At 73.9% G+C, this 13,069-nt stretch carries 11 protein-coding genes; 6 read left to right on the forward strand and 5 right to left on the reverse strand.

Features of this window, described 5'->3' with window-relative positions; all coding sequences use genetic code 11:
• The first annotated feature begins 142 nt into the window (after positions 1 to 142).
• Positions 143 to 3,226 (forward strand): glycoside hydrolase family 3 protein, encoded by a 3,084-nt coding sequence (locus FYW99_RS01040; RefSeq protein ID WP_150248935.1) that lies wholly within the window; start codon positions 143 to 145, stop codon positions 3,224 to 3,226.
• A 196-nt stretch (positions 3,227 to 3,422) separates the two neighbouring features.
• On the opposite strand, the gene FYW99_RS01045 is transcribed toward FYW99_RS01040, so the two are convergent.
• The 3 genes from FYW99_RS01045 to FYW99_RS01055 form a co-directional block, all read right to left on the reverse strand.
• Positions 3,423 to 4,478, reverse strand: coding sequence for a serine hydrolase domain-containing protein (locus FYW99_RS01045; RefSeq protein WP_150248939.1), 1,056 nt, complete (start codon positions 4,476 to 4,478; stop codon positions 3,423 to 3,425).
• Positions 4,475 to 5,005, reverse strand: a complete 531-nt coding sequence (locus FYW99_RS01050; RefSeq protein ID WP_150248941.1) for a PadR family transcriptional regulator — start codon at positions 5,003 to 5,005, stop codon at positions 4,475 to 4,477. Before FYW99_RS01050 ends, FYW99_RS01045 begins: the two co-directional genes overlap by 4 nt.
• A 184-nt stretch (positions 5,006 to 5,189) precedes the next feature.
• Positions 5,190 to 6,596: an ROK family protein gene (locus tag FYW99_RS01055; RefSeq protein ID WP_150249817.1), complete on the reverse strand. Its 1,407-nt coding sequence runs from the start codon at positions 6,594 to 6,596 to the stop codon at positions 5,190 to 5,192.
• 270 nt (positions 6,597 to 6,866) lie between these two features.
• Here FYW99_RS01055 and FYW99_RS01060 point away from each other — a divergent pair, with 270 nt between their 5' ends.
• From FYW99_RS01060 to FYW99_RS01075, 4 genes are all read left to right on the forward strand, one after another.
• The gene (locus tag FYW99_RS01060) at positions 6,867 to 7,454 is read left to right on the forward strand and encodes a GNAT family N-acetyltransferase (protein ID WP_190394506.1); all 588 of its coding nucleotides are present in this window, start codon (positions 6,867 to 6,869) and stop codon (positions 7,452 to 7,454) included.
• Positions 7,455 to 7,547: 93 nt separating this feature from the next.
• Complete coding sequence (locus tag FYW99_RS01065; protein ID WP_150248944.1) at positions 7,548 to 8,018, forward strand: NUDIX hydrolase; 471 nt, start codon at positions 7,548 to 7,550, stop codon at positions 8,016 to 8,018.
• 279 nt (positions 8,019 to 8,297) lie between these two features.
• A complete protein-coding gene (locus FYW99_RS01070; protein WP_150248949.1) occupies positions 8,298 to 8,936 on the forward strand; it encodes a hypothetical protein in 639 nt (212 codons plus the stop codon).
• A 205-nt stretch (positions 8,937 to 9,141) separates the two neighbouring features.
• Positions 9,142 to 9,672: a hypothetical protein gene (locus FYW99_RS01075; RefSeq protein WP_150248952.1), complete on the forward strand. Its 531-nt coding sequence runs from the start codon at positions 9,142 to 9,144 to the stop codon at positions 9,670 to 9,672.
• A gap of 105 nt (positions 9,673 to 9,777) precedes the next feature.
• Here the strand turns inward: FYW99_RS01075 and FYW99_RS01080 are convergent, their stop codons facing one another.
• Both FYW99_RS01080 and idi read right to left on the reverse strand, forming a co-directional pair.
• Entirely contained in the window at positions 9,778 to 10,488 is a 711-nt protein-coding gene (locus FYW99_RS01080; RefSeq protein ID WP_150248955.1) for an HAD family hydrolase, read from the reverse strand.
• Between the two features lie 213 nt (positions 10,489 to 10,701).
• Complete coding sequence (gene idi / locus FYW99_RS01085) at positions 10,702 to 11,259, reverse strand: isopentenyl-diphosphate Delta-isomerase (RefSeq protein ID WP_150248958.1); 558 nt, start codon at positions 11,257 to 11,259, stop codon at positions 10,702 to 10,704.
• Positions 11,260 to 11,538: 279 nt separating this feature from the next.
• Between idi and FYW99_RS01090 the strand changes: the two genes are divergently transcribed.
• Positions 11,539 to 13,026 (forward strand): SDR family NAD(P)-dependent oxidoreductase, encoded by a 1,488-nt coding sequence (locus FYW99_RS01090; protein WP_150248961.1) that lies wholly within the window; start codon positions 11,539 to 11,541, stop codon positions 13,024 to 13,026.
• Positions 13,027 to 13,069: the final 43 nt, after the last annotated feature.

Consider the following 13,069-nt stretch of genomic DNA (forward strand, 5'->3'; position numbering starts at 1 on the left):
CCATTTTGCTATGAATTAGTTGGCCGTTTAGACAAACAAATTACTCCACTGTGATGTGGCACACAAGGTCCTCAGGTATCGAAGTCGAAGCGGTTCGATTTCGAAGGACAATACCCTCGCGCACGAGAGGCGAACACCCCCCATGACCCTCCAGCCGCACCTGCCGCCGTACCGGGACCCGGCCCTGCCGTCCGAACGGCGCGTGGACGACCTGCTCGCCCGCCTCACCCCGGACGAGCGGATCGGTCTGCTCCACCAGCACCAGGCGCCCGTCGAGCGCCTCGGCGTCGGCCCCTTCCGGACCGGCACCGAGGCCCTGCACGGGCTGGCCTGGCTCGGACCGGCCACCGTCTACCCGCAGGCCGTCGGCCTGGCCAGTACCTGGGACCCCGGCCTGCTCCGCCTCGTCGGCCGGGCCACCGGCGACGAGGTACTCGCCCGCAGGGGCGCGGGCGCGTGGCCCAACGTCTGGGCGCCCGTGGTCAACCCGCTGCGCGACCCCCGCTGGGGCCGCAACGAGGAGGGCTACTCCGAGGACGCGTGGCTGACCGGGGTCCTGGCCGCCGCCTACGCCCGGGGACTGGCCGGTGACGGCGACACGCTGCGTCTCGCGCCCACCCTCAAGCACTTCCTCGCCTACAACAACGAGGAGGGCCGCTGCGAGACCTCCAGCGACCTGCCGCCGAGGGTCCTGCGCGAGTACGAGCTCCAGGCCTTCCTGCCCGCCCTGGCCGAGGGGGCGGCCGTGGCCGTCATGCCCTCCTACAACCTGGTCAACGGGCGGCCCGCGCACCTGAGCCCGCTGATCGCCGACGTGCTGCGCCCGGCCGCGCCCGACCGCCTGCTGGTGGTCAGCGACGCCTACGCGCCCGCCAACCTCGTGGAGACCCAGCGCTTCCACCCCGATCTGCCCACCGCCTACGCGCACGCGATCCGGGCCGGGCTCGACAGCTTCACCCAGGACGACGACCGCACCGAGGCCACCCTCGGGCACGTGCGCGAGGCGCTGCGCCGGGGGCTGCTCACCGAGGCCGACGTCGACCGCGCCGCGCGCAACGTGCTGTCGGTCCGGATCCGGCTGGGCGAGTTCGACCCCGTGACCGGTGGGGCCGGCGGGGCGGGCGGGGACCTGCTGGCCGGGGACGGCCCGAACGGTGAGGCCGGGGACGCGGGAGCCTTCGACACCCCCGAGCACCGTGCGCTGGCCCGGGAGGCGGCCACCCGCTCGATCGTCCTGCTCCGCAACGAGGGCACGCTCCCGCTGCGCGACGTGCGCCGGGTCGCCGTCGTCGGCCAGCTCGGCGACACCGTGCTGGAGGACTGGTACAGCGGGACGCTGCCCTACGCCGTCACCGCGCGCGCCGGGATCGCCGAGCGGGTGGAGACGGTGTTCTGCGAGGGCGTCGACCGCGTGCGGCTGGGGACGTTCGGAGGCGGGATCGTCGTGGACCCCGGCGACGGGGGACCGCTCCGGACGGTCTTCCCCGACGAGCACGGTTCGCTGCGCGGCGCCGACGGGACCCTGCGGCGGCACGCGCCCGAGACGGAGCGCGCGCGGACGGAGGAGGCCCGAAGGGAGGAGGCAGGGGCGGAGGGAGCCCGGGCGGAGGGCGCTGCGGTGCGGGGTGAGCGGGGCGAGGACGCACCCGGGGAAGACGGGCGGGACGAGGTCCTCCCGGTGCAGGGCTTCCCGGTACAGGGTGCTCCGGTGGAGGACCCCGGCTTCGACCTCCTGGACTGGGGCGGCGGCGCCTGCGCCCTGCGCTCGGTGCGCACCGGAAGGTACGTCGACGCGGGGGCCGACGGAGTCCTGGCCTGCACCGCTCCCGGCCCCGGTACCTGGGAGGTCACCCAGACCTTCCGCCTGGCGGAGGAGGACGGCCTCCTGCGGCTCACGCACGTCCACAGCGGTCGCGGCGTCGCCGTGCGGGACGGTCTCCTCGTCCTGGCGGAGGACGGGGACCCGGCCGCCCCGTTCACCGTGGACGGGATCGGCTCGGGAGCCGGGGAGGCCGCGCGGGTGGCCTCCGCCGCCGACGTCGCGGTCGTTGTCCTGGGCGACCATCCCATGGTCAACGGGCGCGAGACCGAGGACCGCACCGACCTGGACCTGCCCGCAGCCCAGGAGCGGGTGCTGCGCGCCGTGCGCGCGGCCAACCCCGCCACGGTCCTGGTGCTCAGCAGCGGTTGCCCGTTCGGGATCACCTGGGCCGACGAGCACGTTCCGGCCGTCCTGTGGTCGGCGCACGGCGGACAGGAGTACGGCCACGCGCTGGCCGACGTGCTCTTCGGCGACGCCGAGCCCTCCGGGCGGCTGCCGCAGACCTGGTACCGCTCCGCCGACGACCTGCCCGGGATGCTCGACTACGACATCGTCGGCGCGCGCGGCACCTACCTGTACTTCGAGGGCGAGCCGCTCTACCCCTTCGGGCACGGCCTCGGCTACACGCAGGTGGAGTACGCGGCCCCGGTGGTCGGCGTGGACGGAGGCCGGGTCACCGTCACCGTCATGGTCGCCAACACGGGCACGCGGCCCGCCGACGAGGTGGTGCAGGTCTACACCCGTCAGCTGGCCTCGCGGGTGCGCACGCCGCTGCGCGCGCTGCGCGGGTTCGCCCGGGTGCGCGTGGAGCCGGGCCGCAGCGCGGTCGCCACGGTGTCCTTCGACGTGGACCGGCTCGCGCTGTGGGACACCACCCGCGACCGCTTCGTGGTGGAGGACGCGCCGCGCCAGGTGCTGGTCGGGCGTTCGGCGACCGACATCCGCGCCACCGCGGCCCTGGACGTGCCCGGGGAGACCATCCCGCCCCGCGACGCGCGCACGCCGTGGTCGGCCGCGGGCTACGACGACGCCCGGGGCACGTCCCTGTGCCCGCTCACCCCCGAGCGGGGCGACGCGGTGCGTTCCCGGGAGGGCGGCGCGTGGGCGGCCTTCCACGACGTGGACCTCGGCGACGGGGTCACCGGGTGCCGCCTCACGGTGAACGCCGAGCACGCCTGCACGCTCCGGATCCGCCTGGACGACCCCGAGGACGGGCCGACCGCCGCGGTGGCCGACGTCCCGGCGGGCAAGGACGGCTACGACTTCACCGGGGTCAGCGCGGCCTTCGAGGACGCGAGGGGAGCCGGGGGGATCCGTGACCTGTACCTGGTCTTCGACCGGCCGGGCACGGCGGTGGCCGACCTGGTCCTGACCGGCGGTGCTCCGGCTCCGGACGCGGACTGACCGGCCCCGGGCCGACCCCGGTCCGGGAACGGCCTGGGAACGGTCCGGGAACGGCCTGGGATCGGCCCGCCCGAACGCTCGGGCGGGCCGGTCCCGGGCCGCTGGGGTTCCAACGGTCGGGGGCGACACCCGGATCCAGGGACGCCGTGCGCTCCCGGAGCCGCGAGGACCAGGCGCCACGGGGCTCGGGGGAGGCTCACCGGAACTGGGCCACCAGCTGGGCCAGGATGTTGTGCGGCAGGCTGCGGGGGAGCATCTGGTTGACGGTGCCGGACACGTGGAGGCCGTGTTCCGGGACGTGGTAGAGCACGTTGCCGAAGGCCCCGGAGTGGCCGATCATCTCCGGGGCGGGCGCGAACGGCGTCATCCAGCGCGGGAGCCTGAACCGCATGATCCCGATGCCGTAGTCGATGGGGACCATGCGTGAGAACACCGGGTTCCAGCGCGCGGTCATCTCGGCCAGGTACCGCACGGGGAACAGCTCGCCCCCGACGAAGGCGCGCAGGAGCCGCAGCTGGTCGGCCGGGGTCGAGACCACCGCGCCGTCGGGCGGGAACGAGGCGATCGTCCTGGGCACGCGCAGCCGGGTGCGGCCGTGCAGGAGCGCGGCGACCTCGTCGTAGCGGTCCAGCGTGTGCGGGGTGAACAGCCAGGTGTCGTGCAGACCGAGCGGTGCGAGGACCCGGTCGCGCAGGGCCCGGTCGTAGTCGCCGGACGTGGCCACCTCGATGACGCGCCCGAGCAACTGGTAGTTGGTGTCGCAGTAGTGCGCCCTGCCCGGGGCCGAGGGGGCGAACCGGCTCGGCATGGCCCTGGCCATGTCGAGGAAGTCCTCGAAGGTCCAGGCGGCGTCCTCGCGGAGCATGTCGTCCAGGAACGTGGTGCCGTCGGGGCGCTTCTGCTCGAAGTAGTCGGGGATCCCGGACGTCTGCGTCAGCAGTTCGCGCACCGTGATCGCCGCACCGTGGTCGCGGCCCCCGTGCGTGTTCAGCCCGCGCATCGTGTCCGCGCCGAGTAGGTCCGCGACGCGTGTGTCGAGGGTCAGGGCGCCCTCGTCGCGCAGCTGCATGACCATCGCGACGGTGTACAGCTTGGTGATGCTGGCGACGAAGTACGGCCGCCTGGTGTCGCCGTGGCTCCAGGCGAACCCGGTGGAGGGCTGCTCCACGGAGAAGCTCATCAGCGACACCCCCGGCCTGGCGGCGTAGCGCGCCGCGATCCTGTCGAGCCGGGCCGAGATCCGCGCACTCACGATGTGTACTCCTCCAGCTGCCGTTCGGTGGCGTCGAGCCAGTCCAGCTCCGCCCTGGCCAGGGTGATGCCGTAGGAGAGCGTGGCCAGGCGGAGCGCCTGCCCGACTCCGGCGGCCCGCGCCGGGACGGCGATCGCCTCCAGCGCCGCCAGCTCCCCGCCCACCTCACGCCTGCGGGTGTCCAGCAGTTCCCGGATGTCCTGCGTCCGCATCCTGTCCGCGAAGAACAGCCGCGCCAGGAAGGGGTCCCGGGTCGGCGGGGTGCGCAGGGGAGAGGCGAGCCAGCGGTCCAGTTCGGCCAGCCCGGGGCCGGTGACGCTGTGCAGGTGCAGGTTGGGGCGCTCCTCCTGTACCACGGTGCGGCGGGAGGCCAGCCCCTCCTCCACCAGGCCGGTGAGCGTCCGGTAGATCTGCGACTGGTCCGCCGTCCAGAAGTGCCCGACGCTCTCGTCGATCACCTTCTTCAGGTCGTAGCCGCTCATCGGCTTGATGGACAGGAGTCCGAGGATGGCGTGTCGTAGGGACATGGATAGAGGATAGCGCGGATATATGTGTTGTCCACTATGTGTCCGCGCCTCCATGGGCTCAGCGGTCCCCCTCAGGCGTGATCTTGCTACTGGTGCCACTGTCGACGCCGACAGTGGCACCAGTAGCAAGATCACCGAATCAGCGAGCCTCAGGAGGCACACCGGTAACGCTTCCGGTCGAGTGTCAGGCGGTGTCCGCAGTGCTTCCGTTCGGCTGCGCCGCGTCCGTCGCCGGGCGTTCGGCGGGCTCCACCGCGTGCCCGGCCGCATGCTCCGCCGCGTGCCCGGCCGCGGGCTCCGCCGTCGACTCCTCGGCGGACGCGGCTGCGGACGCGGGGCCGGAACCCGGGGCGACGGGACCGGGCAGGGGCAGCAGTCCCGCGTCGAGCGAGTGGATCATCGCGGTGGCCCCGCCCCGGGCCGCCGCGCTCAGCCCCAGGGACGACAGCTCCACCCGGCAGCCGCCCGCCTCCGGCGCGAACGCGCTCGCGGCCGCCTCCGCCCGGCAGTTCGGCAGCAGCCACGGGCCCAGGGGCACGAAGTAGCCGCCCAGCACCACCAGGCTCGGGTTGGTGACGTTGATCAGCACGGCCAGGCCCCGGCCCAGCCACGTGCCCGCCCGCTCCAGCGCGCCGACGGCGGCGTCGTCGCCCGCCTCGGCGCGTTCCACGGCCGCCCCCACCAGCTGGGCGACGTCGCTGCCCGACAGCGGGTGGTCCGGGAACCGGTCGGGGACGGCCCCGTGCAGGATGGCCCCGATCCCCGCCAGCGCCTCCAGGCAGCCGCGGCGCCCGCACGCGCACACCGGCCCGTCCGGGGCCAGCGAGAGGTGGCCCACCTCGCCCGCGAACCCGCTGACGCCGCGCAGCAGCTCGCCCCCGGTCAGGATGCCCGCACCGATCCCGACCTCGCCGGTCAGGTACGCGAGGTCGGCCGTCCCCGCGAACGACCCGACCCGGTACTCGGCCACCGCGCCCAGGTTCGCGTCGTTGTCCACCCGCACCGGGACGCCCTCCACCCCGGCCTCGCGCAGCAGCTCCGACAGCCGGTCGCGCAGCGGCACGTCGCGCCAGCCCAGGTTGGGCGCGTGCGTGACGGTCCCCGAGGGGGCGTCGATCAGCGCCGGCACCGCCACGCTCACGCCCACCACGGTGCGCCCGCGCAGCGCCGGGTCGGCCACCGTCGCGCCGAGGGTGCGCGCGATGTGCCGCGCGCACGCCTCCGCACCGGCCGACCGGGCGTCGAAGGGGACGTGGCGGCTGACCAGTTCGCGCTGGAGCAGGTCCACGGCGACCACCGACAGGTAGTCCACGTTGACCTCCAGGCCGATCGCCGCGATCGAGGAGTCGTCCAGGTCCAGCAGCACCCCGGGGCGCCCCACCCGCTGCCGGGAGGAGCGCCCGGTCTCGCGGACCAGCCTGCGGGACATGAGGTCGGAGACCAGACTGGACACCGTGGTCTTGTTCAGCCCGGTGGCCGCGGCGACCGCCGCGCGCGAGCAGGGGGCCAGCTCGCGGACCGTGCGCAGCACGACGCCCAGGTTGGTCTCCCGGACCGTCTGGAAGCTCACCGTTCCCGAACCGACCGACACCTGGTCCCCCTCGTCCTGCCCGACACGGCACACCGTGCCCGGATCGTACAGGGAGGGAGCGGTGTGGGCGGGAACGCTACCCCGACAGGGTGTGGCTGGGGGATGAGGGTGTGGCTGGGGGAATGGAAGCGGCGGAGGAGGCGGGTGTGGCCGGGGAGGCGGTCGCGGGCCCGGGAAGCCGGGGCTGGGGCCGGGGACGGGGACCGGCGCGGGGAGGCCGGGCCGCAAAAGCCGTTGCGCCCGGCCGACCCCTCTGGTGGGATCCCGGGCATGGTGCCTGCCGACGTCTTCCGCGACCAGCCCGTCCTCACCGGTGAGAGGATCCGCCTCGAACCGCTCGACGCCAGGACCGGTGAGTACTTCATCGAGTCCGTCCTGAACATGGACCCCGAGGTGCGCCGCCTCACCGGCACCCACCGGGAGTTCACCAGGGACGAGCTGGTGCGCTGGGCCGCGACGCGGCCCGACCACCACGACCGCGCCGACTGGGTCGTCTTCGAGGGGGAGGGCGGCGCGCCCGTGGGCGAGTGCGCGCTGATCGACCTCGACCCGGACAACGCCAGCGCCGGCTACCGGATCGCGCTCGACGGAACGTCCGTCACCGGCAGGGGCTACGGCACCGAGGCCACGGACCTGGTGCTGGAGTACGCCTTCACCGTGGCCGGGCTGCACCGGGTCGCCCTGGAGGTGTTCGCGTTCAACACCCGCGCGCAGAGGTCCTACGCCCGGTCGGGCTTCGTCCGGGAGGGCGTCTGGCGCGAGTCCCTGCGCTGGGACGGCGAGTGGCACGACGCGGTGCTGATGTCGATCCTGGACGAGGAGTACGCCGAACTCCGCGCCGCCCGGCAGCGGGGCTGACCTCTCAGGTCAGTACAGCCAGGGCGCGTTCCGCGGGCGTCGCGCAGCAGGGTGCGTACCCGCGGGACACGTCCCAGGACTACCCTCGGGCCCATGCCCGTTCCTGACTTCCTCCTCGCGCTCCGCAGCCACGTCGGCCACGGCCTCCTCCCCCTCGTCGGGGTGACGGCGGTGGTGATCAGCCAGGAGGGCGAGGTCCTCCTGCACCGGCGCGCGGACGACGGCCGCTGGTCCACGCCCGGCGGCATCCTGGAGCCGGAGGAGGAACCCGCCCGGGCAGTGGTCCGCGAGGTGCGTGAGGAGACCGGCGTGGAGGTCGAGGTGGAGCGGCTCACCAGCGTGGTCGCCCAGGAGCCCTTCACCTACCCCAACGGCGACCGCGTGCAGTTCCTCGACCTGGCCTTCCGCTGCCGCCCCGTGGGCGGGGCGCCCGACGCCAGCGGCGACGAGAGCCTGGACGTGCGCTGGTTCCCGCCCGAGGCCCTGCCGGACATGCCCCAGCGCATCCTCGACCGGATCGGCTACGCCCACGAGGACCGCCCGGGGCCGTTCTACCTCACCTGAGACCCGGCGCCTCGGAGCGGGCCCGGCACCGGGGACCGTTCGGCGGACGAACAGGCCATGAGCGGTGCGGAGGGCGCAAGGAGCGTCCCGAGGGCCTCCGGCAGTCATCGCCCGGCCGACGCACCGGCCGGGCGGGCCGGCGTGAACTCTGCGAGAACACCGTCGCCGTGGGGGAGCGTGCCCGGAACCCCCGCCTCCCCCGCGCCGTCAACCAGGAGAGCGCGTTCGTTCCCGGCGAACGCCGCCCCCGATGTCCCAGGCCCGTCCGAAGGGAATCCCATGGCGTTCCTCCGCTTCCTGGCTCGGTACCGTGTCGGCGTCCGGACATGGATCCTGGGGACCGCGGCGATGCTCGGGCTGTCCGGCGACTACATCGGCACGCTCGAAGGATCGGTCTGGTACCAGCGTGTGTGGATGATCGTCCTCGGCCTGGTGATCCTGTCGGCGCATGTCGGCGTGGAGATGCTCAGCACCCGCGAGGACAGGCGCCTGGCCCGTGCCCTGGAGGAGGCGCACGACCGGCTGGAGGAGGCGAGGGACGACCTCCAGGAGCTTCGCGCGCAGAAGGAGGAGCTCCAGGAGAGTGTGGGCGTCCTGAAGCAGGAGTCCGAGATCTACAGGGCCGAGCTGGCGGAGTCGGCCAGGGAGTCCGACGGCCTCGCCTGGCTCGTCAGCTCCCAGGGCCGCGCGGCGCTGGACGGCCTGCGCGGCTTCGCCGAACGGTTGGTGACCGCGCACGGCCCCGACGAGGCCCGCCAGGAGATCCGGCACCGCCACGAGGCGGTACGCCAGGACGCGACCGAACGTTCGACGGTCGGCCGGGTCGTGCTCCGGGTGGCCCTGCAGGTGTTGGTGGGACTGCTCTCGGCGGCCTTCCTCGGCCTGCTCATCCTCGGCATCGAGATCTACCTCGACTGAACCGCGCCGACGCCCGGCGCTCCCCGCGGCCGTATCCGGCGAAACCCGGTGCGTCCCGCGCGCGTCAGAGACGGTGAGCGACACGACCACGACAAGGTGGAACATGCGCAACCTCCCTCGACGCCTCCCTCCTTCGCTTCCAGCCCTGGCCCTGCTCGTCGCGGTGACCGCGTGTTCGGGTCCCCCGACCGAAACCGTTGACATCGTGAGTTTCACCGAGACCACCGGAGCCGCCTGTACCTCGGTGGTCGTCATGTCCCGCGGTAACCACAGCGGCTCTGTGGACGCGGGCGACGAGACCGAGAGCAGCACGGACTGCGAGACCCCTCCCTCCGAACACGACCGCGTCGAGGAGAACCGGCGCCCCCTCAACGATCCGAGCCCGGACGAGGCCTGGGAGTGGGTGGAGATGCTCACCATCACCGACGCGCACGGGCGGGCCTGCACACTCGTCGCGATCAAGCTGGGCACCGGCGCCGTCGACGAGACGAGCATCGACTGCGACTATCCGCCCGAAGGGGTGGAGCCGGGTCCGGACTCACGGCAGCCGCGGATCGATCCCGACCCTGAATCCACCGGGGACCGTGTCGAGATCGTCACGTTCACCGACGAGCACGGCCGGACCTGCGTGACCACCACCGCCCAAGGAGGTGTCGGAATCGAGGTCGACATCACCTGCGAGTACACCGACGGAGCGCCTCTGCTGGCGCCGGTGGAGACGGCCATGCCGAGCTGAACGGCCGGCAGCACGCGGAGGAGCCCCGCCGCGACACCGCCCGTCACCCCTGACGCCCGTCACCCCTGATCGGAGGGATGCCGCCCCGCTTCGCGGTGCTCCCGCTCAGGGGCGTCCGGAGGGCAGGGCCAGGAGTCCCTCCACCGTCTGGGCGAGGTCGCGGCCCGAGACGTCCGGCGGGGCGAAGAGCGACGGGAAGCGCCCCTCCAGGTGGGAGGACCAGCCGGTCACCAGCCCCGCGTTGCGCGCCCCGGCGGCGTCCCATCCGTGCGCGGTGACCAGGGCCAGCCGCTCCGGGGCGATCCCCAGGGACCGCGCGGCGGCCCGGTAGGCGCCCGGCGCGGGCTTCCACTCCCCGGCGGTGCGGGCGGCCAGCACGTCCCCCACCAGGTGGAGCAGACCGGCGCGCTCCAGCAGCCTCCGGGGCAGCGCGTCGTCGTGGTTGCCCAGGACCGCGACGGGCAGCCCGGCCCCGCGCGCGGCGCGCAGTGCGGCGGCCGCCTCGGGCCGGGGGTCGAGTTCGGCCAGACCTTCGACGATGACGTCCTCGGCGGAGGGGGCGATCTGGTGACCGGTGATGTCGCGCAGCGCGCCCCGGACCACGTCCCCGAAGGAGCGGTCGGCGCCGTCGCCGCCCACCAGGGCCAGGGCGAACGAGTCGCGCAGCAGGTGGTCCGACCAGCGGGTCATGAGCACCCGGGGGATTCCGGCCTCACGGAACCGCCACTCCAGGGGGGCGAGGGGGAAGAGGGTGTCGAGGACGTCGAGGACGAGGGCGGCCGGGCGGAGCGGTCGCCCGGCGGGGCGTTCGGACATGGGTGCGGCTCCAGGGAGGGGATCGGGGACGGCCACCCCGTTCCTACCCGGGCACGGTGCCCTTCGCGCCTCCCGGGCGCCCACGACGACGCCTCCCGCGCGCTCACCGCCCCTGCGACCGGACGCCCGGCGCACGCCTGCCCCCGCTTCCGTCGCGCGACGCCCCAGGTCGTTCCCGGCCCCAGGCCGCTCCCGCCCGTGGGGAGCGACCGCTCAGAGCGCGTCCAGGCGGGGGATCTGCTCCACCGCCCACGGGCTCAGCAGCCACGGTGTCCGCTCGGCGACCGCCACCAGGTCCGCCCACTCCGTCCACGCGTACTCGGCCACCTCCGACGGGTCCGGGTCCGGGCCCTCCTCCGCACGAGCCCAGAAGACCGGGCAGAACTCGTTCTCCACGATCCCCTCGGCCGACACCGCCCGGTACCGGAAGTCGGGCAGCGCGGGCCGCACCCCGCTGACGCGCATCCCCAGCTCCTGGCCCACCCGGCGGCGCACGGCCGCGTCCAAGGCCTCGTCCGGGCCGGGGTGGCCGCAGCAGCTGTTCGTCCACACCCCCGGCCAGGTGGTCTTGCCCAGGGCCCGGCGGGTGACCAGCACCCGACCGTCCGCGTCCAGGACGTAGCAGGAGAACGCCAGGTGCAGCGGGGTGTCCCGGGTGTGCACGGTGGCCTTGTCGGCGACGCCCACGCGCTGGTGCTCCTCGTCGAGCAGCACCACGAGTTCGCCCCCGGAACCGCCTTCCGCGCTCGCGGCGGCCTTGTGCTGGGTCACGGCTCCTACCCCCCGCTTCCGGGACCCGCGCTCCGCGCGCGGCCGTCCCTCGTTCTTACGTCACACGCGTATCCGTACTTCTCACACGGTGTCGGTCTTCCCTCCCATACTCACCCGTCACTTCCGCCTGACGCGCACCGGCTCTCCCGGGCCGTGCTCCGCGCGGTCCGGGGGTGCGCATACAGTTCCTGATGGCCCCGAGTCGGGAGCCACCGGACACAGGAAACGGGAGGCCGGCCGCGACGACCGCGGCGCGGCGGTGGAGCGGTGACGGAGACGATGACGGACACGGGTACGCGGGCACGGCCGGAGGAACTGGAGCACCCGGCGGAGCGGATCGACCCCGACCGGCTGGCCGCGTGCCTGGACGTGATCGCCCGCGCCGGTGAGCTGCCCAGCGACCACCCGGACTCGGTCGCCCTCCAGCGCGCGACCGCCGGCCTGTTCAAGAACGTCAAGGAGCGGCGCCGCAAGGAGCGCCAGGCCGCCCAACGGGCCCACGACAGCGCCGTGTTCGCGGCCACCGCCACCGCCGCGCCGGACCGCGTCGACGACGAGACCAACGGCCGCGCCCTCACCAGCGGCAGCGGCGGCGCCCTCGCGGGCGTGCTGAGCAGGCCCCGGCCCTGTTACATCTGCAAGGAGAGGTACCGGGAGGTCGACTCCTTCTACCACCAGCTGTGCCCCGCGTGCGCCGCGTTCAACAGGGAGCGCCGGGCCGCCCGCACCGACCTGACCGGGCGCAGGGCCCTGCTCACCGGCGGACGCGCCAAGATCGGCATGTACATCGCCCTCCGGCTGCTGAGGGACGGCGCGCACACCACCGTCACCACGCGGTTCCCCAACGACGCCGTGCGCCGGTTCGCCGCGATGCCCGACAGCGGCGAGTGGCTGCACCGGCTGCGGGTGGTGGGCATCGATCTGCGCGACCCCGCCCAGGTGCTGCGGCTGGCCGACGCGGTCGCCGAACAGGGGCCGCTGGACATCCTCATCAACAACGCGGCCCAGACGGTGCGCCGCTCTCCCGGCTCCTACGGGCCCCTGGTCGACGCCGAGGCCGAGCCGCTCACGGGTGAGGGCCTGCCCGAGCCGCTGGTGCTGGGCGGTGTGCGCCCGCGCTCCCTGGAGGGGCGCACCGGCCCGGAGCAGGACGCTCCGGCGACCCACGCGCTCACCCCGGCCATGCTCACGTCCCTGGCCCTGACCACGGGATCCGCGTCGATGGAGCGGGTGCGCACCGGGACGGCGATCGACGCCGGAGGGCTGGTGCCCGACCTGGACCCGGTGAACAGCTGGACGCGGCGGATCGGCGAGGTCGACCCCGTCGAGATGCTGGAGGTGCAGCTGTGCAACGTGAGCGCGCCGTTCCTGCTGGTGGACCGGCTGCGCCCCGCCCTGGCCGCCTCCCCGGCGCGCCGCACCTACATCGTCAACGTGTCGGCGATGGAGGGGGTGTTCGGCCGCGGCTACAAGGGACCGGGGCACCCCCACACCAACATGGCCAAGGCCGCGCTCAACATGCTCACCCGCACCAGCGCCCAGGAGATGCTGGAGTCCGACGGCATCCTGGTGACCAGCGTGGACACCGGGTGGATCACGGACGAGCGGCCGCACCCGGACAAGGAGCGGCTGGCCGAGGCCGGGTTCCACGCGCCCCTGGACCTGGAGGACGGGGCCGCGCGCGTGTACGACCCCATCGTGCGGGGCGAGCTGGGCGAGGACCTGCACGGGTGCTTCCTGAAGGACTACGCCCCCGCCAACTGGTAGAGGGCAGCCGGAAGCCGGGCGCCCCCGGGGACCCCCCGTATTC

The organism is Nocardiopsis deserti, assembly GCF_008638355.1.
In the GTDB taxonomy this organism is placed as follows: Bacteria; Actinomycetota; Actinomycetes; order Streptosporangiales; family Streptosporangiaceae; genus Nocardiopsis; species Nocardiopsis alborubida.

Coding starts and splice junctions, on each gene's coding strand:
- FYW99_RS01040 (WP_150248935.1), top strand. CDS start 143: ATGACCCTCCAGCCGCACCTGCCGCCGTACCGGGACCCGGCCCTGCCG.
- FYW99_RS01050 (WP_150248941.1), bottom strand. CDS start 5,005: ATGTCCCTACGACACGCCATCCTCGGACTCCTGTCCATCAAGCCGATG.
- FYW99_RS01060 (WP_190394506.1), top strand. CDS start 6,867: ATGGTGCCTGCCGACGTCTTCCGCGACCAGCCCGTCCTCACCGGTGAG.
- FYW99_RS01065 (WP_150248944.1), top strand. CDS start 7,548: ATGCCCGTTCCTGACTTCCTCCTCGCGCTCCGCAGCCACGTCGGCCAC.
- FYW99_RS01070 (WP_150248949.1), top strand. CDS start 8,298: ATGGCGTTCCTCCGCTTCCTGGCTCGGTACCGTGTCGGCGTCCGGACA.
- FYW99_RS01080 (WP_150248955.1), bottom strand. CDS start 10,488: ATGTCCGAACGCCCCGCCGGGCGACCGCTCCGCCCGGCCGCCCTCGTC.
- FYW99_RS01090 (WP_150248961.1), top strand. CDS start 11,539: ATGACGGACACGGGTACGCGGGCACGGCCGGAGGAACTGGAGCACCCG.